Genomic DNA, 23477 nt, shown 5'->3' with positions numbered 1-23477 from the left:
CGGATGGCGGCACGCGAAGGTGCGTCCAAGGTCGCCGGCAGCCCGATCAAGGGAGCGGCGCTGAGCCTCGCCAAGAGCGCGGGACGGTACGCCTTGTCGAAGTTCGGGGACCGGGTGCAGAAGACGACCACCCGTCTCACCGACTACGTGCAGGGAGGCGGCGACGTCCAGGGACTGGTCGGCGCCGTCACCGGGTCCAGCGGCAAGACCGGCAAGCTCAAGGCCTTCGCGCAGACGGCGTGGGGTGGCCTGAAGCGGAAGTTCGGTCTCGGAGGCAAGGGAGAGACCGGCAAGTTCAAGTTCTACAACATCATCGAATCGCAGGACATCGGCGCTCCGGTGAGCCTGGTCTACAACCAGTGGACGCAGTTCGCGGACTGGCCGTCCTTCATGAAGAAGGTCGAGAAGGTCGTCCAGGAGTCCGACGAGAAGATCACCTTCCAGGCGAAGGTCTTCTGGTCCCGGCGCACCTGGCAGGCCACCATCCAGGAGCAGTCACCCGACGAGAAGATCATCTGGAACTCGCAGGGGGCCAAGGGCTCCGCCGACGGGTCGGTCACCTTCCACGAGCTCGCTCCGCAGATGACCCGGGTCCTGGTGTCGATGGTGTGGACCCCCAAGGGCTTCATGGAGAAGACCGGCGGTATCTGGCGGGCCCAGGGCCGGCGGGCCCGCCTGGAGTTCAAGCACTTCCGGCGGCAGGTCATGAACGACGCGCTCCAGCACCCCGACGACATCGAGGGCTGGCGCGGCGTCATCCACGAGGGCGAGGTGGTCAAGGACCACGAGACCGCCGTACGCGAGGAACGTGAGGCGAAGGAACGCGAGGAACAGGAACGCGAGGACCGCGAGGCCGAGGAGCGGGCAGAACGCGGCGAGCAGGAGCCGGAGGAGGGCGAGGAGTTCGAAGGCGAGGAGCCCGAGGAGCCGGAGGAAGGCGAGGAGCCCGAAGAGACCGAGGAGACCGGGGAACCCGCCGGACGCCGGGGACGCGGGGGCCGGCGCGAGGAAGGCGAGGAGCGCCGGCCGCGCGGCCGGGGACGCCGCGCCGTACCCGAGGAGCCCGAAGAGGCCGAGGAGCCCGAGTACTACGAGGAAGCCGAGAACTACGAGGAGCCCGCCGAACCGCGGCGCGGGACCAGGCGTGAGCCCCCGGCGCGCGGCCCGCGGCGGCGATGACCGCCACGGCGGCCGGAGAGAGGAGTGGGAGATGACCATCATGCAGCCGTCCGCCGGAGGAGGCGCGGCGCGGCCCTCCGGCGGCGGTTCGCTGGCCGACGTGATCGACACGATCCTCGACAAGGGCCTCGTCATCGACGCCTACGTCAGCGTCGCACTGGTCGGCATCGAACTGCTCACCATCAACGCCAGGGTGGTCGTGGCGAGCGTGGACACCTACCTGCGGTTCGCGCAGGCGGTGAACCGCCTCGACCTGGCGGCGGACTCCAAAGGCCTGCCCGAGGTCATGCAGGACATGACGCAGGGGGTGGCGAAGTCCAAGACCAAGGGGATCGCGCAGGGTGCGCTCGAAGCGGCGGGTGACAAGCTGCGCGACTTCATCGGCGAGACCGCAGAGGAGCCCGCGCCGCGGCGCAGGCGCGGGTGAGAGGGGGCGACATGGCACATCCGGCGCACGCCTCCGAGGAGGCCCGGCCGCAGGAAAGCCCGCAGGCCACCGCGACGTACCTGTACGGGGTCCTGCCGGCGGACGTCGAGCTGACGCCTGAGGACCGCGGCGTGGGGGACCCGCCGGGCCGTACCGCGCTGGTACGGCACGGTGAGATCGCCGCGCTGGTCAGCGAGCTGCACCCGGACCGGCCGCTCGGCCGTCCGCAGGACCTGATGGCGCACCAGAGTCTGCTCGACGACGTCGCCGCCGAGGTGCCGGTGCTGCCGATGCGGTTCGGCGCGGTCATGGAGAGCCCCGAGGCGGTGGCCGAGGAACTGCTCGCGCCGCATCACGACGAGTTCCGCGCCGCGCTCCAGGAGCTGGAGGGCCGCGCGCAGTTCGTGGTGAAGGGCCGGTACGTCGAGGGTGCCGTCCTCGGTGAGGTGCTGCGGGAGGAGCCCGAGGCCGCCGCGCTGCGCGACCAGATCAGGGGCCTGCCCGAGGAGGCGACGTGGGACGCGCGCATCCGGCTCGGCGAGATCATCAACCAGGCGATCGAGGCCAAGCGTGACGCCGACAGCCGTGCGCTCGCCGAGGCCCTGGCCCCGCACGCCGTGGCGATCATGGTGCGCGAGCCGACGCACGAGGAGGACGCCGCGCACCTCGCCGTGCTGGTGGAGACCGCGCGGCGCGAGGACTTCGAGGACGCGCTGGAGGAGTGCGCGGACCAGTGGGAGGGCCGGATCACGCTGCGGCTGCTCGGCCCGCAGGCGGCGTACGACTTCGTGCCGGGACCGGGCTGAGGTCATGGGGCTGCTGACGACGCTGCTCGGCGCGCCGCTCGCGCCGGTCAAGGGGCTGATCCGGCTCGCCGAGATGATCCAGGAGCAGGTGGACCGGCAGACGCGCGACCCGGCGGCGGTGCGTCGCCGGCTGGAGGAGGTGGAGGAGGCCAGGGCCGCCGGGCTGATCACCGACGAGGACGCGGCCCGTGCGACCGAGGAGATCCTGCAGCAGATGATCACGTGACGCCACGACCGGCACGGCCGGTCGGAGGAGGTGGGACCGTGCAGTCCAGTCGGCATCCCGGCCGGTGGCCCGGCCGTGGGGCCGCCGGCGGAACCCGCCACGACGACGGACCCGGCGGCGAGGACCTCGAGTACGACGACTCCCTGGACGACGCCGTGGACGATTACGCCGACGACTCCCTGGACGACGTCGTGTACGACGAGGAGCCGGAGCCGGGCCCCGGCCTGACCGCGTCGACCGTGGGACAGGTGGCGCGGGACCGGATCGCGCCGCTGGTGGACCGGCCGATCGAGGCGGTCGTCATGGTGCGGCCGTCGGCGGACGGCTGGACGGTGGAGGTCGAGGTGGTCGAGGACCGCCGCGTCCCGTCCTCCGGCGACACGCTGGCGATCTACGTGGTGGAACTGGACCGGCACGGCGAGATGGTGGCGTACAGCAGGGCCCGCACGTACAAGCGTGCCAAGGGTGACGCGGGCCGCCCCGGTGTCCAGGGCAGGGGGTAGGCGATGTCCGAACCCATGTGGTCCGGCCGCTCGGGCTCCGGCGCTCGCGCTCCGGCGCGGGAGCAGGGTGGCAATCTCGGCGACATCCTGGAGCGGGTGCTGGACCGGGGTGTGGTCATCGTCGGCGACATCCGGGTCAACCTGCTGGACATCGAGCTGCTCACGATCAAGTTGCGGTTGCTGATCGCGTCGGTGGACACCGCGCGGGAGCTCGGCATCGACTGGTGGGAGCACGACCCGTGGCTCAGCTCCGGTGACAGGGACCTCGTCGAGGAGAACCGCCGCCTGCGCCGCCGCCTCGCCGCGGTCCGTGCCGACGAGGTGGACGAACCGGATGAGCTGGACGAGCCGGCGGAGCTGGAGGAGCGCCGGCGGCCCGCGATCGGCGGCGAGCGGCCCGCGGCGCACCGGCATCCGCCACCGGCGCGCGGCCGTGCCCGGCTGGACGAGGCCTACGACGAGCCGCCGCGCGAACGGTCCCGCGCACGTGACCCCCGCCACGAGCCACGGGGCAGGGGCGGCGCGGAGCACGGCCGGAGGCCCTCGGGGAGGCCGAGGCGGGAGGATCGTGATGAATGACACAGGGACATACCTGTACGCCGTGACACGGGAGGAGGACCGGGTGGACCCGGCCGTCCTGCCTGCCCTGACCGGTGTGTCGGGGGCTCCGGTGCGTGTGCTGGCCCGCGCGGGGCTGGTCGCGTACGTGAGCACGGTGCCGCTGTCGGAGTTCGGCGACGAGGCGCTGCGGCGGTCGCTGGAGGACCTGCGCTGGGTGGGTGACACGGCCCGCGCGCACCACCGCGTCGTGGAGACCGTGGCCTGCGACGCGCCGACCGCGCCGGTGCGCCTGGTCACCGTGTACGCCGGCGACGACGGGGTCACCGCGATGCTGGACCGGCGCGGCGCCGAACTGCGCGCCATGCTCGCTCAGCTGCGCGGCAGGAACGAGTGGGGGGTCAAGGCGTACGCCGCGCCGCGTCCTGCCGCTCCGCCGCCGCGCGAGCCCGCCGGGCCGCACCAGGGGCCCGGGACCGAGTACCTGCGGCGGCGCAGGGCCGGTCTGCGTGGCAGGGAGGAGCGGCAGCGTGAGCTCGCCGAGCGTGCCGAGCGCATCCACGAAGCCCTCGCCGCCGTCGCCGTCGACAGCAGGCGCCACCGTCCCCAGGACCCTCAGCTGTCCGGCAGGGACGACCCGATGCTGCTCAACGGGGCCTACCTGGTGGACGACGACCGCCGGGCCGAGTTCGCCGCCGTGCTCGACTCGCTGCGGGGCCCCGGCGTCACCATCGAGCTCACCGGCCCCTGGGCCCCGTACTCCTTCACCGCCGTCGAACCCGAGACGCCGGTCGGCGCGGCCGAGCGGCACCACAGCCGGTGAACGAAGGCACGCCGTCGCGCGGGGCCGCGCTCGCCGCCGAGGGCCGGCTGCCCGCGGAACGGGTGGCGCTGGTGGACCTGCTGGACCGGCTGCTGGCAGGAGGTGTCGTGGTCACCGGGGACCTGGTGCTGTCGATCGCGGACATCGACCTGGTGCGGATCTCGCTGCGGGCCCTGCTGATGTCCGTACGCGCCGAGATGCCGCTGGAGACCCTGGAGAGAGGAATGCGGCATGGAGACCTCTGACCCGGCGCGGCGCACCGGGACAGGCGCGGAACAGGACCGGACCGCACGCCAGAGCGCACGGGCGGCCCCGGGGGCCGGGACGCGCGGCGAGCGGTGGCGGTTCGAGGCCGATCCCGAGACGGTGGAGCGCGACCTGTCCCGGCTGGTCCTCACGCTGGTGGAGCTGCTGCGTCAGCTCGTTGAGCGGCAGGCGGTGCGCCGGATGGACGAAGGAGACCTGACCGACGAGCAGGTCGAGAAGATGGGGGTCACGCTGATGCGGCTGGAGGAGGCCATGGAGGAGCTGTGCGACCGCTTCGGCCTGTCCCCCGCCGACCTCAATCTCGACCTCGGCCCGCTCGGCACCCTGCTGCCGGCCGACTGAGCACCGCTCGGCACCCTGCCGGCGGAGCACCTGGCTCGGCCCGCTCGGGACCCTGCCGCAGGACGGCTGAGCACCGGGTCGTGAGTCAGAGCGCGACGCCGAGGAGCGCGTCGGCGGTGGCGCGGACCAGCGCGGGAGCGCCGGGGTCGGAGTGGTCACCCTCAAGGGCCCGGCCGGCCCAGGCGTCGATCACGGTGAGCGCGCCGGGTGCGTCGAGGTCGTCGGCGAGGCGCTCGCGGACCTGCCGCAGGACGGCCGCGCCGTCCGGCCCGCCGGGGAGCGCCACCGCGGCGCGCCAGCGCGACAGGCGGTCCTCGGCGCCGGTGAGCTGCTCATCGGTCCACTCCCAGTCGGCGCGGTAGTGGCGCGCGAGCAGGGCCAGGCGGATCGCCATGGGGTCGTGCGCGGCGCGCAGGCGGGACACGAACACGAGGTTGCCGCGGGACTTGGACATCTTCTCGCCGTCCAGCGCCACCATGCCGGCGTGGACGTAGGCCTTGGCGAACGGCCACTCGCCGGTGGCGACGTGGCCCTCGCTCGCCCCCATCTCGTGGTGGGGGAAGATCAGGTCCGACCCGCCGCCGGACACGTCGAACCCCGCGCCGAGGCACGCCAGCGCGATGGATGTGCACTCCACGTGCCAGCCGGGCCGTCCCTGGCCGAACGGCGACGGCCACGACGGCTCACCGGGCCGCTCGGCCCGCCACAGCAGCCAGTCGAGCGGGTGCCGCTTGCCGGGCCTGCCGGGGTCGCCGCCGCGCTCGGCGAACAACTCCAGCATCGTGGCCTCGGAGAACCCCGACACGGCGCCGAACTTGGGGGACGCCGCCACCGCGAAGTAGACGTCGCCGTCCACCTCGTAGGTGGCCCCCTTGTCCTTGAGCCGCTCGATCAGCTCCGCGACCTGGCCGATCACCTCGGTGACGCCGACGTAGTCGTCCGGCGGGACGAGGCGCAGCGCCTCCATGTCGGTGCGGAACAGCTCGATCTGCTCCTCGGCCAGCTCACGCCAGTCGACACCGTCCCTCTGGGCACGTTCCAGGAGCGGATCGTCCACATCGGTGGCGTTCTGCGTGTAGTGCACGCGGTGGCCGGCGTCCCGCCAGACGCGGTTCACCAGGTCGAACGCGAGGTAGGTGTTGGCGTGGCCGAGATGCGTCGCGTCGTACGGCGTGATGCCGCAGACGTACATGCGCGCCGTGGTCTCCGGCGTCGTCCCCCTGACCTCACCTGCGGCCGTGTCGTACAGGCGGAGCGGCAGTCCGGCGCCGGGCAGCGGGGAGATCTCGGGAGCGGGCCACGATCGCATGCCATGAGCCTATCCATGCCGGGAGGTGGTGGGATCACACTGGGGTGTCCGTTTCGGCGGGCTGGGGGCCACGCCGGGCCACCGGTATGGCTCCACTGGATCGGTCCGGCATGAAAGAATCCTGCCGCCACGGGTACGGGGGGCTCGGCGAACACGCTTACTCACGGCTAGGAGAGCCTTTGCCGACCATCAGGCCTCTGGGACCCGCCGACCCCGCGCGGATCGCCTCGTTCAAGGTGACCGGGCGGATCGGCGAGGGCGGCCACGGCGTCGTCTACGCCGCGGAGACGGGGTCAGGCGAGCGTGTGGCCGTCAAGGTCCTGCAGCGCCGGTTCTGGGAGGACGACGAGGTGCGGCGCGCCTTCGGGGCCGACCTGCGCCAGGCGCAGCGCGTGACCGGCGAGCACATCGCGCGGGTGCTGGCCTACGGCATCCACCAGCAGCGGCTCTACTACGCCTGCGAGTACGTCGACGGGCCGTCGCTGTGGGAGATCGTGGAGCGGCGCGGCCCCCGCCAGGCCGACGAGATCGAGGCGCTGGCGGTGGCGACGCTGTCGGCCCTGGCGTCGGTCCACGCGGCCGGCACGGCGCACGGCGGTTTCAAGCCCGGCAGCGTGCTGCTCGGCCCGGACGGGCCACGGGTGATCGACTTCGGGGTGGGACGCGCGCTCGACGGACCGCCGACGCCTGGACGGCTCATCGGCACCTCGCCGTTCACCGCCCCCGAGCACCTGGTCGGCGCGGGCCCCGGCCCGGACGGCGACATGTTCGCCTGGGCCGGCACGATGGTCTACGCCGCGACCGGTCACCCCCCGTTCGGTCAGGACTCGGTCCCCGCGGTGATCAGCCGCATCCTGAGCGAGACCCCCGACCTGTCCGCGCTGCCGGGAACGCTCCTCGACGCGGTCACCGCCTGCCTGGACAAGGTGCCGGCCCGCCGTCCCACGGCCCGTGAGCTGCTGGCCCGGCTGACCGGCGCCGGCCTGACGGCCGCACCCGCGGCCGGGTGGTCGGCACCGGCCGCGCCGCCGCTCCCCCCCGACATCCTCGAACCCGGCCTCTCCGGACGCGCGGTGTCCTCGCCGGCCGCTCCGGACCGCGCCGCGCAGGCCGCCCCGGCATCCGCGGCCGCGGCGCCGTCCGCGCGCACGGCGGGTGCGGCGGCCGCCGTGCCGGTGGCGCTCGCCGCGGTGCCGCTGGCCCCCGGGCCGCAGGAGGAACCGATGGAGGTCCCGGCGGCCGGCAGGCACGGACGCGGCCACCGGGACCGCACCTACGTCCTGGCCGGCGCGGCGCTGGCGCTGATCGTCGCGGTGATGGTCGCGCTGGTCGTCTCTCCGGGGGACCCGCCACGCGCGCGCATCCCCGGCGCGGTGGGGAGTCCCCTGCCTCCCGGCGCCGTGCCGTCCGCCGCCGTGCCGTCCCTGCCCGAGACCCCCGCGCCGCCACCCGGCGCGACCGTCGAGCCGACACCGGTGCCGTCACCTTCGCCGGAGAAGCCGGAGAAGTCCGAACGGCCCCTCCCCGTCGCGCCGCCGACGACCACACACCCGCCGGCCCCCGTCCTTCACGTCAGCCCGGGCCGGGTGCGGGTGAAGTCCGACTACGACTTCGCGGTCAACATCAGGTTGCGGGCCCCCGGCGGCGCGGTGACCTGGCGGGCCACGATCACCGAAGGCGCCGTGCTGAGCAGCACCCGTGGCCGCATCCGCGCGGGGAGCTCGGCCACCATCACCGTGTACGGCACGCCGTACTGCAGCACGTCCAAGGTCAGGTTCACCTCCAACGGCGGCACCCGCACGGTCACCATCGTCTGGGGCGGCGTGCGCTGCTGAGCCGCGCGGCCACCGCCGGCCGGCCGGTCCGCGACGGCCGGGGTCTCCTGCCGCACGCCTCCGGCCCCGCACCGATCTCAGCGCTTGCCGCGAGGCGGCGCGAGCACGGTCGTCCACGCCGACGCGTCGCCGGGCCTCGCGTCGAAGTCGTACCGCAGCCCGGCCTCGCCGAGCGCGACCAGGGTGACCGAGGACGTTCCCCACACGCGGCCGTCGGCCAGCTCGCGGCGCACCACCAGGGCCCGCGGGTCGGCGGCCGGCAGGCCGGCGCCGGCGGCGAGTTCACGCCAGCCGGCCCACGTGGCGTCGCCGGGGTCGTCCGCCGACGGCCGCGGCGCGGCGGCGAAACGCGGCGCGAACCACGCCACCTTGGGGTCGGCGTCCCCGGTGACCAGGCCGTCGTTGACAATGACGTGCAGGCCGGGGGGCAGCTTGTCCTCGGTGAGACGCTCGCCGTCCCAGTGCCACAGGCGCACCCCGCCGGGTTCGGCGACCACCAGGTGGAAGGGGTCGTAGACCGCGAGGTCACCGCCGGGCAGGCCGCCGTGCGCCGCCGCGCGCAGCGGCAGATCACCGCGTGACCGGCGGATCGCCGGCGACGCCTGCCGTCCGGTCCCGTTGAGCAGCGCCGCGACCCTCGGGACCGTGGCGTCGGCGGCGAGCCACGTGCCACCCGCCTGCAGATCGAGGCCGCCGACCAGGCCGGGGAACCGCGGCCAGTGCGCCGCCGGACCACGCCAGGGACGGTCGGCCATCTCGTCCCGCACGCCGGCGAGGACCACCGGCGTCCGCGCGCCGGGCTCGACTCCGGCGATGACCGTGCACACGTGCGTACTTCCTTCTCGGCGTCTCGGCGACTCGGCAGATCAGGCGACTCGGCGACTCAGATGGGGGGCCAGGGGATGGCGGGCCAGTCGTCCGACGGGAAGGGGTGGATGCCGGTGCTGAGCAGCTGGCGCACTCGCTCCCAGGTGGCCTCGACCTCGGTCAGGGTGAGCAGCTCGCGCAGCCGGCGGCCGAGCCTGCCGCGTTCGATGTCGCGCTCCAGGCGGGCCAGGACGTTCAGCGCCTCACGGGACAGCGGCTTGCCGCGCCACTGCCACAGCACGGTGCGCAGCTTGTTCTCGGCGGAGAAGCACACCCCGTGGTCGACGCCGTAGATGTGGCCGTCCGCGAGCGGCAGCAGGTGGCCGCCCTTGCGGTCGGCGTTGTTGACGACGGCGTCGAAGACGGCCATGCGGCGCAGCGCCGGGTCGCGGCTGCGGATCAGCGCCATCAGATCGACCTCAGGGTCGGTGTCGATCCACAGCTGGCACATGCCGGGGCCGAGCGGGCCGTCGCGGTAGACGCTCGGCGGCACGATGTGCCAGCCGGTGGCGGCGGACACCTCGAACGCGGCGACCTCACGCGCGGCGAGCGTGCCGTCGGGGAAGTCCCACAGGGGACGCTCGCCGCGCACGGGCTTGTAGACGCACTCGGCGGCGAGGCCGTCGAGGCGGACGTTGCAGTAGAGCGTCATGTTGGTCGCCTCGACGAGACGGCCCGCGACCTCGAGCGTGCCCTCACGCAGCAGGCGCAGCGCGGTGGCGTCGTCGAGTCCCGATGAGCCGGGAATGCTGCTGAGCCGGGGGTCGCTCTCCGCATTCACCGAGGGTCCCCCCGGTGGCCGTTGAGGCGGACGCAGATGTGTCCCTCGGCGTCCAGCGGCTGGCCGCACAGGGGACAGGGCGGCCGGCCGGCGGCGACGAGCTCCAGTGCGCGCTGGGTGAAGGCACGTGCGGCGGCGGCGCTGATGTGCACCCGCAGGACGGCCGAGTCGGGACGGTCGGCGGCGATCTCCTCCTCGGCGTCCTCGTCGCCGGTCAGCTCCTGTGCCTCGATGACGACCTGCGCGCTGTCGGGGTCCCACGCGAGCGCCATGGTGCCGACACGGAAGTCCTCGTCGAGCGGCAGGTCGAGAGGTGCGCGGTCGGCGAGCTCGGCGGGGGCCATCGCGGGGACGGGGGCGGTGCCGCCGCTACGGCGCAGCACCTCGTCGAGCAGCTCGTCCAGCCGGTCGGCGAGCACCGCCACCTGGAACTTCTCCAAACCCACGGTCGTGATGCGCCCCTGACCGCGTGCTTGCAGAAAGAACGTGCGTGACCCTGGTTGCCCTACGGCACCGGCCACGAACCTCTCTGGCGGATCGTAGTCGAAGACCGGCATAGCCCGACCTTACGTGCTTCCGGCTCCGCCGCCGACAGCGGCGTCACTCTCGGATGGGTTTTCTCCCCCACCCGTTCGCTCCTGACCCTCAGGTTCGGGAGGTGGCGGGAGAAGATTCTCCACCCCACCTCCTACATCGTTCACTCTCAGTACGAACGGACGCAGCTCCGTGTAACGGATCACGGTGAGCGACGCCGGGTCCGCGGTGACGCGCTGGAACTGGTCGAGGTGCGCGCCGAGCGCGTCGGCGACGATGGCCTTGATGACGTCGCCGTGGCTGCACACCAGATAGGTCGCCTTGTCGCCGAGCTTGGCGTTCCAGTGGCGCACCGCGGCGACCGCGCGGCGCTGCACCCCGGCCAGGGACTCGCCGCCGGGGAACACGGCCGCGCTCGGGTGGTACTGCACGACCCGCCACATCGGGTCCTCGGCCAGTTCCTTGTAGCCACGGCCGGTCCACTCGCCGTACCCGCACTCGCCGAAGCGTTCGTCGGTCTGCAGCGTGAGCCCGTCGCGGCCGGTGAGCACCGCGTCCGCGGTCTCCTGGCAGCGTTCGAGCGGGCTGGAGACCACGGCGTCGAGCGTCAGCGGCGCCAGCCGGGCCGCCAGCGCCTCGGCCTGCGCGCGTCCGGTGCCGCTGAGGTGGACACCCGGGGTCCAGCCCACGAGCACCTGGCCGGTCATCTCGGTCACGCCATGGCGCACCAGGAGCAAAGTGGTCACAACGCAAGCTTATTGGGCTGTGATCACCCCGAGGGACAGCAGGGTCAGCAGGAAGGCGCCGGCGAACACCCGGTACGTCACGAAGATCATCATGGAGTGCCTGGTGACGTACCGCAGCAACCAGGCGATGGAGGCGTACCCCACGGCGAACGACACGACGGTCGCGATGCCGGTGGCCACCGGGCCGGGGCCGCCGCCGGCGCCGACGTCGCGCAGCTCGAACAGGCCCGACAGCACCACCGCCGGCACCGACAGCAGGAACGAGTAGCGCGCGGCGGCCTCACGGGTGAAGCCGAGGAACAGGCCGCCGGTGATGGTGGAGCCCGAACGGGACGCGCCGGGGACCAGGGCCAGCGCCTGGAAGCCGCCGATGATCAGGCCGTCCCGCATGGTCAGCTCACCGAGCGCGGCACGCTGCCGGCCCACCTGCTCGGCCAGGAGCAGCACCAGGCCGAACACGATGAGCACGGTGGCGTTCAGCCACAGGTTGCGCGCCGGTCCCTCGATGACTCCTTGGAACGCCAGGCCGAGCACCGACAGGGGGATCGTGCCGAGGCCGATGTACCACCCCATGCGCGCGTCCGGGTCGGCCCGCAGCCCGGGGGTCCACAGGCTGCGCAGCCAGGTCCACAGGATGCGGGTGATGTCACGCCAGAAGTAGAGCAGCACCGCCAGCATGGTGCCGAGCTGGATGACCGCGGTGAACGCGGCGCCGGGGTCGGCCCAGCCGAACAGCTTGGGCACGATGAGCAGGTGCGCCGAGCTCGAGATCGGCAGGAACTCGGTCAGGCCCTGCACCACGCCGAGCACGATCGCTTGCAATGCGTCCATGGTGCGCGCCAGCCTAGACCCATCCACCGCGCACCGCCGCCTCGGACGGTGCCGAGCGGCTGACCAGGGGTTTCGTGATCCGTGAGCGGTACGGTCGGGCCGCCGCCGCGCGTCGGCCAGACCCATGTGGTGGCATGGCGAGAGCCGGAAAGGGAGGACCCAGTACTCTGGCCGGATCATGGATCAGCGATTCGTCGGCCGGAGTGGTCTGTCGGTGTCCCGGCTGGGGCTCGGCACCATGACGTGGGGGCGCGACACCTCCGCCGAGGAGGCCGCCGCGCAGCTCGCCGCGTTCGCCGACGCCGGGGGCACGCTCGTCGACACCGCCGACGTGTACACCGGCGGGGACGCCGAGCGGCTGCTCGGCCGCCTGCTGCGCGACTCGGTGCCGCGCTCGCAGATCGTCATCGCCACCAAGGCCGTGCTCACCCCGCAGGGGCCGCGGTCGCGCGACGCCTCGCGCCGGGGTCTCATCGCGGCGCTCGACGCGTCACTCGGCCGTCTCGGCGTCGACGAGGTCGACCTGTGGCAGTTGCACGCGTTCGACTGCGAGGTGCCGCTTGAGGAGACGCTCGCCGCGGTGGACACCGCCGTGTCCTCGGGACGCACCGTGTACGCCGGGGTGTGCAACTACGCCGCCTGGCAACTGGCCGCGGCCGGGGTGTGGCAGCGCGCGGCGCCGGGCCGGGCCCCCATCGTGTCGGCCCAGGTGGAGTACTCGCTGCTGGAACGGGACGCCGAGCGTGAGGTGCTCGCGGCGGCCGAGCATGTGGGGGCCGGTGTGCTCGCGGGGTCGCCGCTCGGCCGCGGCGTGCTGACCGGCAAGTACCGCACCGGCATCCCGGCCGACTCGCGTGCCGCCACCCCGCACTTCGCCGACTTCGTGCGGCCCTATCTCGACGAGCGCAGCCGCCGGGTGGTGGAGTCGGTCACCACGGCCGCCGAGGGGCTCGCGGTGTCGCCGCTTGCGGTGGCGCTGTCGTGGGTGCGCGACCAGCCCGGCGTGGCCTCGGCCATCGTGGGGGCCCGCACGCACGCGCAGCTCAAAGGCGTGCTGCAGTCCGAGGAGCTGACCTTGCCGATGGAGATACGTGAGGCGCTCGACGACGTCTCGGCCACCGATTGATCCGGCCGGCCGGGAAAGGTTGCGCCGGTAAACCGGAAAGCGTCGTTACCGGTCGCGCGGGCATTCACGGCCGGGTGCGTGCGCCGGGGCCGGTGCTGGTGGGAGTCCTCGCAATATTGCGCGGGTTGAACGCCGCGAATGCCAGGCGGAAGCAAACAGGAAACTCACTCGCGTATCACTAGTCGGTACCGAATCGCTCTTTTTCGGAGAATGACCGGCGCTGTGCCACACGATTGTTATGGGAGGCTCGTGAGGGGAGCCCGCGCCTTCCGGGAGACGTGGAGACGATGGAGGGGAACGATGCGCAAGGGCACGACCGCCCTTTCGGCGGGAGCGCTGACGCTGGCCCTCAGCGGGGTGGTGCTGCCGGTCACGGCACCCGCCTTCGCCTCGGCGCCACGGATCGCGGGCTGTGAGCCGTCCGCGACGCGCGGGGGACGCTGCGACGACGTGACCGAGCCCGCGAGCGCTCCCGGCGCGCGGCGCGACCCCGTCGGGGACGCGCTGGACGACCTCGCGCGCCAGACCGACCGCGTGCTCGACGACGTCGGCGACGCCGCCAAGAACCTGCTCGGCGACCCGCCGTCCACCTCTCCCGAGCCGAGGGGCCGGAGCACTTCCACACCGGAGAACCGCGGCAGGCCCTCCGACACGCCGAGCGGCCGCTCGCGTCCCGACGACGACGGCGAAGCCGCCCCGGAGGCTTCCCCGCGGGACGACGACCTGCTGGGGCTGCCGATCGGCGACTGCCTGCCGGTGGTCGGCTGCGACGAGAACGTGCGGACGTCCGCCCCTTCTCCGCCTCCCGCCCGGGACCGTTCCACGCCAGCCCCCACGGCGAGCCGCCGCGCCACACCGAGCGCCGCGCCGACCGCCACGCAGACCACGTCCCCGCCGGCCACCGCGGCCCCGGGCTCCCCCGGATCGCCGGAAGGGGGTGCCGGCCAGAGCGGTGCCGCGGACGGCGACGGCGGCCTCGTGGCGCGTGACGCCACGCAGGAACCGCCGCGCGCCGCCGACATCGAGACGCCGCCGCTCGCGCCGCTGTGGCCCGGCCAGCCCCTGCCGAAGCTCAGCGACCCGCTCGCCGTCGGAAAGGTGGTGCCCACCAGGTCCGACGACCTCGTGGGCACCGTGCTCACCGCGATCCTGCTCGCCTCGGCGATCCTCGCGGCCCGCATCGTCCATACGCGCCAGGCACGCCGCGGCGGCGACCCGGCGACGACCATGCCGCTGCAGGGGCTGCACCGCACGGACAACGGACGGCACCGCCTGGCGTGACCCGCGGTGTCAGCCCCCCATGGCGTGCACGCCGCCGTCGACGTGCACGATCTCGCCGGTGGTGGCGGGGAACCAGTCGGACATCAGGGCCACGCAGGCCTTGGCGGTCGGGAGGGTGTCGGCGAGGTCCCAGCCGAGGGGGGCACGCGCGGGCCAGGTGTCCTCGAACTCGGCGAAACCGGGGATGCTGCGCGCCGCCATGGTGCGCAGCGGGCCCGCGGCCACGAGGTTGACCCTGATGCCGTGCTTGGCGAGGTCACGGGCCAGGTAGCGCGAGCAGGACTCCAGGCCGGCCTTGGCCACACCCATCCAGTCGTACACCGGCCACGCCTTGGTGGCGTCGAAGTCGAGGCCGACGACCGCGCCGCCTTCCTTCATCAGCGGCAGGCACGCCACCGCCAGCGACTTGAAGGAGAAGGTGGACACGTGGACGGCGGTGGACACGTCCTCCCAGGTGGTGTTGAGGAAGTTGCCGCCGAGCGCGGTCTGCGGCGCGAAGCCGATGGAGTGGAGCACGCCGTCGAGCCCGTCGATGTGCTCGCCGACCCGATCGGCGAGGGTGTCGAGATGCTCGGTGTTCTGCACGTCGAGCTCGACCACCGGCGGCGGCTCGGGCAGGCGCTGCGCGATGCGCTCCACCAGGCTGAGCCGGCCGAAGCCGGTCAGCACGACCTTGGCGCCTTCCTCCTGGGCCAGCTTGGCCACCGAGAACGCGATCGAGGCGTCGGTCAGCACGCCGCTGACCAGAATGCGCTTGCCGTCCAGGATCCCCATCGTCAGTGCCCCATCCCAAGGCCGCCGTCGACCGGGACGACCGCCCCGGTGACGTACGCGGCGTCGTCGCTCGCCAGGAACTTCACCACCCGCGCGACCTCGGCCGCCGTGGCGGCCCGGCCGAGCGGGACGTTCTTGAGTATCGCCTGCTGCTGCTCGGGTTCGAGCGCCGCCGTCATGTCCGTCTCGACGAAGCCGGGGGTGACGACGTTCACCGTGATGCCGCGCGAGCCGAGCTCGCGGGCCAGGGACCGGGCGAAACCGATCATGCCGGCCTTGGACGCGGCGTAGTTGCTCTGCCCCGCCTGACCCGACAGCGCGACCACCGAGGAGATGAAGACGATGCGGCCGCGACGCATGCGCAGCATGCCGCGGCAGGCGCGCTTGGCCACACGGTAGGCGCCGGTGAGGTTGGTGTCGATGACGTCGGTGAACGCCTCTTCCTTCATGAGGGGCAGCAGGGTGTCCCTCGTGACGCCGGCGTTGGCGATCACGACCTCGACGGGGCCGTGCTCGGCCTCGGCCTTGGCGAAGGCGAGGTCGACGTCCTCGGCGCTCGTGACGTCGCACTTCACGCCGAACAGGCCCTCGGGGGGCTCCCCCGAGCGGTAGGTGACGGCCACGGCGTCGCCGGCCGCGGCCAGCTCGCGCGCGATCGAGAGGCCGATGCCGCGGTTGCCGCCGGTTACGAGTACTGATCGAGGCATGACACCGACGCTATCGCCTACTCGCAGGTAAACCCTTATCCGCGCCGTACAAGATCACAGGGCTAGGATCGTGGACATGCGCCAGATCGATCCGGACTTCCTCGCCCTGCCGCTGCGGGAACTCGCCGACGCCGCGCTGCGTCGAGCACAGGAGCTCGGCGCCGAGCACGCCGACTTCCGGCTGGAACGGGTGCGCGGCGAGACACTGAGCCTGTTCGACGCGCGCCTCGAAGGGTCCATGGACGCCGACGACCTCGGGTACGCCGTGCGCGTCATCCGGGACGGCACGTGGGGCTTCGCCGCCGGCATCGAGCTGACCCCTCAGGCCGCCGCCGCCGTGGCCGAAGAGGCGATCGAGGTGGCCAAGGTCGCCGCGCCGATCAACCGTGAGCCGGTGGAGCTGGCCCCCGAGCCCGTGCACGCCGGCGTCACGTGGGTGTCCACCTACGAGATCGACCCCTTCGACGTGCCGCTCAGAGAGAAGACCGACCTGCTCGGCGACTGGTCGGCGGGGCTGCTCAAGGACCCGCGGGTCGACCACGTGTCGGCGTCCCTGATGCAGGTCAAGGAGCAGAAGTACTACGCCGACACCGCCGGCACCGAGGCCACCCAGCAGCGCGTGCGCGTCCACCCGGTGCTGACGGCCATGCGCGCGGCCGGCGGCCGTTTCGACGACATGCGCACGCTGGCCCCGCCGGCGGGACGCGGCTACGAGTACCTCACCGGCACCGGCTGGGACTTCGTGTCCGAGGTGGCGGTGCTGCCGGAGCTGCTGGAGGAGAAGCTCAAGGCGCCGTCGGTGGTTCCCGGCACGTACGACCTGGTGATCCATCCCTCCAACCTGTGGCTCACCATCCACGAGTCCATCGGGCACGCCACCGAGCTGGACCGCGCGCTCGGCTACGAGGCGGCGTACGCCGGCACCAGCTTCGCGACGTTCGACAAGCTCGGGGTGCTGGAGTACGGCTCACCCGTCATGAACGTCACCGGTGACCGCACCGCCGAGCACGGCCTCGCGTCCATCGGCTACGACGACGAGGGGGTGGCGACCCGGCAGTTCGACATCGTGCGCGAGGGGCGGCTGGTGGGCTACCAGCTCGACCGGCGCATGGCGCTGCTGAAGGGGCTCGGCCCGTCCAACGGGTGCGCCTTCGCCGACTCCCCCGGCCACATGCCGCTGCAGCGCATGGCCAACGTCTCGCTGGTGCCGGCGCTCGACGGCCCGAGCACCGACGAGCTGATCGGCGGGGTGGAGCGCGGGCTGTACGTCATGGGTGACAAGAGCTGGTCCATCGACATGCAGCGGTACAACTTCCAGTTCACCGCGCAGCGGTTCTACCTCATCGAGAACGGCCGGCTCACCGGTCAGCTGCGGGACGTCGCCTACCAGGCGACCACCACGGACTTCTGGCGGTCGCTGGAGGCCGTCGGCGGTCCGCAGACGTACTACCTCGGCGGGGCTTTCAACTGCGGCAAGGGACAACCGGGGCAGATCGCTCCGGTCAGCCACGGCAGCCCGACGGCGCTGTTCCGGGGGGTCAAGGTGCTCAACACCGTTCAGGAGGGTGGAAAGTGACGCCTCAGGAGACCGTCGAGCGGGCTCTGGAGCTCAGCAAGGCCGATGACTGCGTCGTCATCGTCGACGAGGGGTCCACCGCGAACCTCCGCTTCGCCGGCAACACGCTGACCACCAACGGCGTGAGCCGTTCGTCCCGGCTCACGGTGATCTCGGTGACCGGTCAGGGTGTCGGAGTGGTGTCCCGGTCGGCGGTGCGTCCCGACCAGCTCGCCGACATCGTGACGGCCGCCGACCTCGCCTCGCACGAGGCGCCGCCGTCGGAGGACGCGCGCGCTCTGGTGCCGGGAAGCCGGTCCTCCGACTGGGACCGGCCGGCCGAGCCGACGTCCATCGGGGTGTTCCGGTCCTTCGCGCCGGCGCTCGGCGAGGTGTTCGCCGAGGCCGAGAGTGCCGGACGCAAGATGTACGGGTTCGCCGAGCACCTGCTCACCACGACGTTCACCGGGTCGTCGACCGGCCTGCGGGTGCGGCACGACCAGCCGACGGGCCGGTTCGAGCTGAACGCCAAGTCGCCTGACATGTCCCGTTCCGCATGGGCCGGGGTGGCGACCCGCGACTTCACCGACGTGGACCTCACCGCGCTGAACGCCACGCTGGCCCGCCGCCTCGACTGGGCCAAGCGGCGCGTGGACCTGCCGCCGGGACGCTACGAGACGGTCATCCCGCCGTCGTCGGTGGCCGACCTGATGATCTATCTGTACTGGTCGGCGGGGGCCCGCGACGCCGCCGACGGCCGCACGGTGTTCTCCAGGGAAGGCGGCGGCACCCGCGTCGGGGAGTCGCTCACGTCCACCCCGGTCCGGCTGTACAGCGACCCCGCCGCATCCGGCGTCGAATGCGCGCCGTTCGTGGTGGCGCACGCGAGCGCGCGCGAGCAGTCGGTGTTCGACAACGGCCTGCCGCTGACGTCCACCGACTGGATCAGGGACGGCACGCTCACGTCCCTCATCCAGACCCGCCACTCCGCCGAGCTCACCGGCCTGCCGGCCACCCCGCAGATCGACAACCTGATCATGTCGGGCCCCGGTGGCGGCCGCACCCTTGAGGAGATGGTGGCCGCCACCGAGCGCGGCCTGCTGCTCACCTGCCTGTGGTACATCCGCGAGGTCGACCCGCAGTCCCTGCTCCTCACCGGCCTGACCCGCGACGGCGTGTACCTCGTCGAGCACGGCGAGATCGTCGGCGAGGTCAACAACTTCCGCTTCAACGAAAGCCCCGTGGACCTGCTCGGCCGCATGACCGAGATCGGCGCCGAACAGCAGACCCTCCCCCGCGAGTGGAACGACTACTTCACCCGCGCCATCATGCCCGCCATCCGGATCCCCGACTTCAACATGTCAACCGTCAGCCAAGCCAACTGACGCGCGCCGCCGGGCCGGCCGTCCACGCGGACCCGGTGCGTTGGTCCGGCGCCGCGCGTCCTTCCGGGACCACAGGCATGAGCACCCGAGGACCGGGCCGTCCGCACGGCCCGGTCGCGCCGGTCACGTCCGCTTCAGGAGTCCTCCAGGCGGAAGCCGACCTTCATGCCGACCTGGAAGTGGCCGATCTCGCCGTCCTGGATGTGGCCGCGCACCTCGGTGACCTCGAACCAGTCGAGGTGGCGCAGGGTCTCGGCGGCGCGGCGGACGCCGTTCCTGATCGCCTGGTCCACGCTTTCGGCGGACGTGCCGACGATCTCGGTCACTCGGTACGTACGATCCGTCATCCTGTGTCTCCTCACACGGCTGGCCCTCACTTGATCGTATGACCCCCTGCCCGCGGGACCGCCTGCCACCCCGGTCCGCCGCCGGGCTACCGTGGGTGGTGTGAAGGTCAGGCGCGACCGCAGGGTCGTACATCAGGTCACCGACGCACAGCCGTCGCTGACGGCCGACATCGGCCGGCGCGAAAAGATCTATTTCATCCAGATGGGTATCCGAACGGTATGCCTCGTGCTGGCCGTCGTGCTGACCGTCCCGTGGCCCATCCGCCTGCTGTTCGTGGCCGGGGCGATCTTCCTCCCCTACTTCGCGGTGCTCGGCGCCAACCAGCCGAACCGCGCCGTGAACTCGGTCTTCGACGACGCCGAAAAACCTAACCAAAACGAGATACCACGCCACCGACGCGAGATCGGGTCGTGACTAACTCTTGACGCAACCCATGGGTTGTAGGTGTACGCTTTAATCAAGCGCTCTGGTCCCCCGTCGGAGCGCTCCTGCCGGCGTTCCGGGCCCCCGTCGGAACGCCGATGAAGCGACGCCGGGTGGTTTGCCCCCGTAACCACCCGGCGTCGCCCATTCCCGGACTCAGTCCACCTTCTCCGCCTCCTCCACCCCCCGCGCTGTCCCCCCGCCGCCGTGTCCACATCTGGACACGCTCAGGCGCGTCAATGGTCGCCGAGGGTTTCCGCGGTGGCCTCGGCCCAGTTGCGGGCCAAGGTGGTGAGGCGGTCGGTGGCGTCGGGTGGGGCGGTGCCTGAGCCTTGGGCCAGGCCGAGCAGGTAGGCGGTCAGGGGGGCGGCGGGGCGGGTGACGCCGTGGGCCACGTCGCGGGTGAGGTCGAGGACGGCGTCGCGGTCTACTTTGTCCTGGTCGATGCCTAGTTCCTTGCAGACGAGGGCGGTCCACTCAGCCAGCACGTTCATCGGGTCCTCCATGGTGTCGTCGTGCGGCGGCCAGGTCGGAGGGGGTGTCGCAATCGAACCACGGCGGAAGGGCCGAGTCGCCGACCGGCAGGGTGAGACACACCGGGTGGAGAGGAGACAGCAGTCCGCGCAGGGAACGGCCCTCGTACGCGCGCAGGGACTCCCTGAGCGTGCCGGTGCGCCAGACCCCGGTCAGCCACTGCTCCCGGCCCTCGTCGTCCACGAGGACGGCTCCGGCGGCCTCCCCGGCCGCCGACAGCAGACCGGCGACGTGCTCTGGCCGCAGGAAGGGCAGATCGGCGGCGAGCAAAGCCACCCAAGGCGCCGTGACGGCCGCGAGCCCGGCACGCAAGGCGGGTACCGGGCCACCCCCTGGCGGGCTCTCCTGGACGAACACAGCCCTGCCGGGACCGAGCCCGGAGGCGGGTCGCGGAGGGCCGACCACCACCAGGTGGGCCGCGTGGGGGACGGCGGAGGCCACGTGGCCGATCAAGGTGCGGTCGCCTACCCGTGCGGCCGGCTTGTCGGCTCCGCCGAGTCTGCTCGCGGCGCCGCCGGCGAGGATCACGGCGTCGTGCCGTTTCCGGGGCTGCGGACCCCGACCGGCCGATGTGCCGCGCACGGGGCCGGCCTCGACGTCAGCCGCAGTGCGGCGCATCGGCTCGGCCTCGTCGTCGGCCGACGTGCCGCGCAGAGGGCCGGCCTTGCCGCCGGCCGGGGTGCGGCGCATGGGGGTCAGCCGCCGATGGCGGACATGGGGCGGGACGGCTGGAGGAACGTCGGGTCGTCGATGCCGTGGCCCGCGCGTTTGGTGCGGACGGCGGCGAGCCAGCGGGTGGCGAGCTCGTCGTCGGTGGCGCCGGAGCGCAGGGCCGCGCGCAGGTCGGACTCCTCGGTGGCGAACAGGCAGTTGCGTATCTGGCCGTCGGCGGTGAGGCGTACGCGGTCGCAGGCGCCGCAGAACGGACGGGTGACCGAGCCGATCACGCCGACCCGCGCGGGGCCGCCGTCCACGAGGAAGGTCTCGGCAGGCGCGCTCCCCCGCTCCGCCGGATCGTCCGGCGTGAGGGTGAACTCCCGGCCGAGCGCCTCCAGGATCTCGTCCGCGGTGACCATGTTCTCGCGCCGCCACCCGTGCTGCGCGTCCAGCGGCATCTGCTCGATGAACCGCGCCTCGTACCCCCGCTCCAGGCAGTACCGCAGCAGCGCCGCCGCCTCGTGCTCGTTGACGCCGCGCATCAGCACGATGTTCACCTTGACCGGCCGCAGGCCGGCCGCCACGGCCGCCGAGAGCCCCGCCAGCACGTCCGGAAGCCGGTCGCGGTGCGCGAGCCGCACGAAGGTCTCGCGGTCGAGGGTGTCGAGGGAGACGTTGACGCGGTCGAGCCCGGCGGCGGCGAGCGGCGCCGCGAGCCGGGCCAGGCCGATGCCGTTGGAGGTGATCGACACGTGCGGCCGTGGCCGCAGCGCGGTGGTCCGCGTCACGATCTCGGTGAGTTCACGCCGCAGCAGCGGCTCCCCTCCGGTGTAGCGCACCTCGGTGACGCCGAGCCGCTCCACGCCGATCGCGACGAGGCGGCAGATCTCGTCCGCGGTGAGCAGTTCGGGCTTGGGAAGCCAGTCCAGCCCTTCCGGCGGCATGCAATAGGCGCAGCGCAGGTTGCACCGGTCGGTCAGCGACACCCGAAGATCCGTCGCCACCCTCCCGAAGGAGTCGACAAGCACCAAAGCCTCCTGTTCCCCCCACACGGCCCAGCCGGACCGACATCACCACGTCCCACCCTACGATCTCGCCGGGCCCCGGCGGCCCTTCCGCTCGCACCGGACGGCCCCACCGGCCCGCGGGATCAAGATCCCGTCGAGTACGACCGCGACCGTGCCCCGTCGGATCCGCCGCGGCCTCCCGGCGGCAGACCCCTGACATCGGCCAGGGAAGCGGCTCGCGCCGGCCTTTCCCGGCCGGCCGCCGGAGCGCTAACCGGCGCGGGTTAACACCGCACCCGATTTACTTTACGGCAATATGGCCATTTCACTATTTCTGCCGCAGAAAACGACATATAGCGGGGTCAAGAGTTTTGCCCTAATATAAGGCCGTGGCCGCGATCAACGAGCGTATCCGCCGAATTCGTGAACGACGTAAGCCGTTTCCCCGCGCCGTCCCGGTGACCCGGCGGCACCCCCACCTCCACCCCCACCTCGGTGACGACACCCCTCCGGCCGGTACGGACGCAAAGGCGGAACGGCCTCCGCTGCCGGTGAGCGTGATGTCGGAGTCGGCATACACGGTGCGCGGCCACGGGGTCCACAGTGTTTATGAGGAAAGCGTGCGCGCCGTCGACGCCATGGCGGATTTCACCCGTGTTTCGGGACGGCGCGCCTTCCGGCGCGGCGTGATTCTTCACGTTCACACCATGGGCCCGTTGGCTGTTATAAGGATGATGGTCCACCGCGGCCCGAAACTGATCAGCGCGCACGTGACCCCCGAGACGCTCGCGGGAAGCATCCGGGGCAGCCACCTGGTGCACGGCCTGGTCCGCCGCTACATGCGTGCCGTCTTCGACATGGCCGACCTGGTGCTGTCGGTGAGCAAGGCCACCACGGCGGAGCTCGAGGAACTCGGCGTGCGGGGCCCCGTCCTCCCGATGAGCAACGCGATCGACGAGCGGCGCATCCGTCCCCTGCTGGAGCGCCGCGCCGAGTTGCGTGCCGGTTTCGGCTGGGACGACCGGCCGGTGGTGCTCGGCGTGGGGCAGATCCAGCCGCGCAAGGGGGTGGAGGAGTTCGTGGCGTGCGCCAGGAGCCTGCCGCACCTGCGGTTCGTCTGGCTGGGAGGCATGCAGTTCGGCCTGCTGTCGGACGCGCGCGAGTCACTGACCCGGCTGCGGGCCGACGCCCCTGCCAACGTCACCTTCACCGGCCTCGTGCCGCGTGACGAGGTGTTCGCGTACTGCGCCGCCGCCGACGTGTTCTTCCTGCCGTCCCGGCACGAGACCTTCGGCCTCGCCACCCTGGAGGCCGCCACCGCGGGCCTGCCGCTCGTCCTCACCGACCTGCCCTGCTACCAGGAGTGGCTCAAGGACGCCTACCGGCACGCCGCGACCGTCCCCGGGTACGTCGCACTCCTGCGGGACCTGGAGGACGCCGCCACCCGCACCCACTGGGGCACCCTGGCCTCCCGCACGGCCGTCCGTCACGACTCGCGCATGCTCGCCGACGGCCTCCGCGAGGCGTACCTGCTGGCCCACGCACGGCACAACTCCTGAACAACGCCGCTCCCCCGCTCAGGACGACCGGCCGCGCCGGCCGCGCCGGCCGCATCGCCGCCGCTGCTCGGCGCGATCACCTCGGGT

Annotated in this window: 28 protein-coding genes; 16 read left to right on the top strand and 12 right to left on the bottom strand. The window is 72.5% G+C overall.

The window, feature by feature from the left end; translation table 11 throughout:
- Nucleotides 1-3 precede the first annotated feature (3 nt).
- The 9 genes from BJ992_RS15025 to BJ992_RS14985 are packed head-to-tail and all read left to right on the top strand — an operon-like array spanning nt 4 to nt 5131.
- Nucleotides 4-1179 (top strand): SRPBCC family protein, encoded by a 1176-nt coding sequence (locus tag BJ992_RS15025; protein ID WP_184981440.1) that lies wholly within the window; start codon nt 4-6, stop codon nt 1177-1179.
- A 31-nt stretch (nt 1180-1210) separates the two neighbouring features.
- Nucleotides 1211-1606, top strand: a complete 396-nt coding sequence (gene gvpJ / locus BJ992_RS34545; protein WP_184981438.1) for a gas vesicle protein GvpJ — start codon at nt 1211-1213, stop codon at nt 1604-1606.
- 11 nt (nt 1607-1617) lie between these two features.
- Entirely contained in the window at nt 1618-2412 is a 795-nt protein-coding gene (locus BJ992_RS15015) for a GvpL/GvpF family gas vesicle protein (RefSeq protein WP_184981436.1), read from the top strand.
- Nucleotides 2413-2416: 4 nt separating this feature from the next.
- Nucleotides 2417-2638 carry a gas vesicle protein GvpG gene (locus BJ992_RS15010; protein ID WP_184981434.1) on the top strand — a complete coding sequence of 74 codons (222 nt, stop codon included), beginning with the start codon at nt 2417-2419 and terminating at the stop codon, nt 2636-2638.
- A gap of 38 nt (nt 2639-2676) precedes the next feature.
- The gene (gene gvpO / locus BJ992_RS34280) at nt 2677-3141 is read left to right on the top strand and encodes a gas vesicle protein GvpO (protein ID WP_343072666.1); all 465 of its coding nucleotides are present in this window, start codon (nt 2677-2679) and stop codon (nt 3139-3141) included.
- A gap of 3 nt (nt 3142-3144) precedes the next feature.
- Nucleotides 3145-3720, top strand: coding sequence for a gas vesicle protein (locus tag BJ992_RS34540; RefSeq protein WP_184981432.1), 576 nt, complete (start codon nt 3145-3147; stop codon nt 3718-3720).
- A complete protein-coding gene (locus BJ992_RS14995; protein WP_184981430.1) occupies nt 3713-4522 on the top strand; it encodes a GvpL/GvpF family gas vesicle protein in 810 nt (269 codons plus the stop codon). The genes BJ992_RS34540 and BJ992_RS14995 overlap by 8 nt, the downstream gene beginning before the upstream one ends.
- A complete protein-coding gene (locus BJ992_RS14990; protein WP_184981428.1) occupies nt 4519-4767 on the top strand; it encodes a gas vesicle protein GvpJ in 249 nt (82 codons plus the stop codon). Before BJ992_RS14995 ends, BJ992_RS14990 begins: the two co-directional genes overlap by 4 nt.
- Complete coding sequence (locus tag BJ992_RS14985) at nt 4754-5131, top strand: gas vesicle protein K (RefSeq protein WP_184981425.1); 378 nt, start codon at nt 4754-4756, stop codon at nt 5129-5131. Before BJ992_RS14990 ends, BJ992_RS14985 begins: the two co-directional genes overlap by 14 nt.
- Nucleotides 5132-5216: 85 nt before the next feature.
- Here BJ992_RS14985 and mshC read toward each other — a convergent pair whose 3' ends face one another.
- Entirely contained in the window at nt 5217-6440 is a 1224-nt protein-coding gene (mshC, locus tag BJ992_RS14980; protein WP_184981423.1) for a cysteine--1-D-myo-inosityl 2-amino-2-deoxy-alpha-D-glucopyranoside ligase, read from the bottom strand.
- 179 nt (nt 6441-6619) lie between these two features.
- Here mshC and BJ992_RS14975 point away from each other — a divergent pair, with 179 nt between their 5' ends.
- A complete protein-coding gene (locus BJ992_RS14975) occupies nt 6620-8275 on the top strand; it encodes a serine/threonine protein kinase (RefSeq protein ID WP_184981421.1) in 1656 nt (551 codons plus the stop codon).
- A 77-nt stretch (nt 8276-8352) separates the two neighbouring features.
- Here BJ992_RS14975 and BJ992_RS14970 read toward each other — a convergent pair whose 3' ends face one another.
- From BJ992_RS14970 to BJ992_RS14950, 5 genes are read right to left on the bottom strand one after another with little or no spacing between them, the layout of a single operon-like run.
- Nucleotides 8353-9102: an NRDE family protein gene (locus BJ992_RS14970; RefSeq protein WP_184981419.1), complete on the bottom strand. Its 750-nt coding sequence runs from the start codon at nt 9100-9102 to the stop codon at nt 8353-8355.
- A 56-nt stretch (nt 9103-9158) separates the two neighbouring features.
- Complete coding sequence (locus BJ992_RS14965; protein WP_184981412.1) at nt 9159-9923, bottom strand: SCO1664 family protein; 765 nt, start codon at nt 9921-9923, stop codon at nt 9159-9161.
- Nucleotides 9920-10480 (bottom strand): DUF3090 domain-containing protein, encoded by a 561-nt coding sequence (locus BJ992_RS14960; protein WP_184981410.1) that lies wholly within the window; start codon nt 10478-10480, stop codon nt 9920-9922. The genes BJ992_RS14965 and BJ992_RS14960 overlap by 4 nt, the downstream gene beginning before the upstream one ends.
- Nucleotides 10481-10489: 9 nt before the next feature.
- Nucleotides 10490-11203 carry an MSMEG_4193 family putative phosphomutase gene (locus BJ992_RS14955; protein WP_184981408.1) on the bottom strand — a complete coding sequence of 238 codons (714 nt, stop codon included), beginning with the start codon at nt 11201-11203 and terminating at the stop codon, nt 10490-10492.
- Between the two features lie 9 nt (nt 11204-11212).
- Nucleotides 11213-12034 (bottom strand): undecaprenyl-diphosphate phosphatase, encoded by an 822-nt coding sequence (locus BJ992_RS14950; protein ID WP_184981406.1) that lies wholly within the window; start codon nt 12032-12034, stop codon nt 11213-11215.
- Between the two features lie 178 nt (nt 12035-12212).
- Here BJ992_RS14950 and BJ992_RS14945 point away from each other — a divergent pair, with 178 nt between their 5' ends.
- Together BJ992_RS14945 and BJ992_RS14940 are read left to right on the top strand one after the other, a co-directional pair.
- Nucleotides 12213-13160, top strand: a complete 948-nt coding sequence (locus BJ992_RS14945) for an aldo/keto reductase (protein ID WP_184981404.1) — start codon at nt 12213-12215, stop codon at nt 13158-13160.
- Between the two features lie 300 nt (nt 13161-13460).
- Nucleotides 13461-14441, top strand: coding sequence for a hypothetical protein (locus BJ992_RS14940; protein WP_184981402.1), 981 nt, complete (start codon nt 13461-13463; stop codon nt 14439-14441).
- A 9-nt stretch (nt 14442-14450) separates the two neighbouring features.
- Here the strand turns inward: BJ992_RS14940 and fabI are convergent, their stop codons facing one another.
- Nucleotides 14451-15215: an enoyl-ACP reductase FabI gene (gene fabI / locus BJ992_RS14935; RefSeq protein WP_184981400.1), complete on the bottom strand. Its 765-nt coding sequence runs from the start codon at nt 15213-15215 to the stop codon at nt 14451-14453.
- A gap of 2 nt (nt 15216-15217) precedes the next feature.
- Complete coding sequence (fabG, locus tag BJ992_RS14930) at nt 15218-15922, bottom strand: 3-oxoacyl-ACP reductase FabG (protein ID WP_184981398.1); 705 nt, start codon at nt 15920-15922, stop codon at nt 15218-15220.
- A gap of 76 nt (nt 15923-15998) precedes the next feature.
- Between fabG and BJ992_RS14925 the strand changes: the two genes are divergently transcribed.
- Together BJ992_RS14925 and BJ992_RS14920 are read left to right on the top strand one after the other, a co-directional pair.
- Nucleotides 15999-17498 (top strand): TldD/PmbA family protein, encoded by a 1500-nt coding sequence (locus tag BJ992_RS14925; RefSeq protein WP_184981396.1) that lies wholly within the window; start codon nt 15999-16001, stop codon nt 17496-17498.
- Complete coding sequence (locus tag BJ992_RS14920; protein WP_184981394.1) at nt 17495-18862, top strand: metallopeptidase TldD-related protein; 1368 nt, start codon at nt 17495-17497, stop codon at nt 18860-18862. Before BJ992_RS14925 ends, BJ992_RS14920 begins: the two co-directional genes overlap by 4 nt.
- Nucleotides 18863-18996: 134 nt before the next feature.
- Here the strand turns inward: BJ992_RS14920 and BJ992_RS14915 are convergent, their stop codons facing one another.
- Complete coding sequence (locus BJ992_RS14915) at nt 18997-19209, bottom strand: dodecin (protein WP_184981392.1); 213 nt, start codon at nt 19207-19209, stop codon at nt 18997-18999.
- 100 nt (nt 19210-19309) lie between these two features.
- Between BJ992_RS14915 and BJ992_RS14910 the strand changes: the two genes are divergently transcribed.
- On the top strand, nt 19310-19624 hold the full coding sequence (locus BJ992_RS14910) for a DUF3099 domain-containing protein (RefSeq protein WP_184981390.1): 315 nt from the start codon (nt 19310-19312) through the stop codon (nt 19622-19624).
- A 245-nt stretch (nt 19625-19869) separates the two neighbouring features.
- Here the strand turns inward: BJ992_RS14910 and BJ992_RS14905 are convergent, their stop codons facing one another.
- From BJ992_RS14905 to moaA, 3 genes are read right to left on the bottom strand one after another with little or no spacing between them, the layout of a single operon-like run.
- On the bottom strand, nt 19870-20127 hold the full coding sequence (locus tag BJ992_RS14905; protein ID WP_184981388.1) for a DUF6457 domain-containing protein: 258 nt from the start codon (nt 20125-20127) through the stop codon (nt 19870-19872).
- The gene (mobA, locus tag BJ992_RS14900; protein ID WP_246496644.1) at nt 20111-20857 is read right to left on the bottom strand and encodes a molybdenum cofactor guanylyltransferase; all 747 of its coding nucleotides are present in this window, start codon (nt 20855-20857) and stop codon (nt 20111-20113) included. Before mobA ends, BJ992_RS14905 begins: the two co-directional genes overlap by 17 nt.
- A gap of 5 nt (nt 20858-20862) precedes the next feature.
- Nucleotides 20863-21852, bottom strand: a complete 990-nt coding sequence (moaA, locus tag BJ992_RS14895; protein ID WP_184981386.1) for a GTP 3',8-cyclase MoaA — start codon at nt 21850-21852, stop codon at nt 20863-20865.
- 539 nt (nt 21853-22391) lie between these two features.
- Between moaA and BJ992_RS14890 the strand changes: the two genes are divergently transcribed.
- Entirely contained in the window at nt 22392-23390 is a 999-nt protein-coding gene (locus tag BJ992_RS14890) for a glycosyltransferase (protein ID WP_281390630.1), read from the top strand.
- The last annotated feature ends 87 nt before the right edge of the window (nt 23391-23477 follow it).

The sequence above is a fragment of the Sphaerisporangium rubeum genome (assembly GCF_014207705.1).
GTDB classification, from domain to species: domain Bacteria; phylum Actinomycetota; class Actinomycetes; order Streptosporangiales; family Streptosporangiaceae; genus Sphaerisporangium; species Sphaerisporangium rubeum.
Note: the sequence above shows the minus strand (reverse complement) of the source record. Positions and strands in the feature narration are given on the sequence as shown.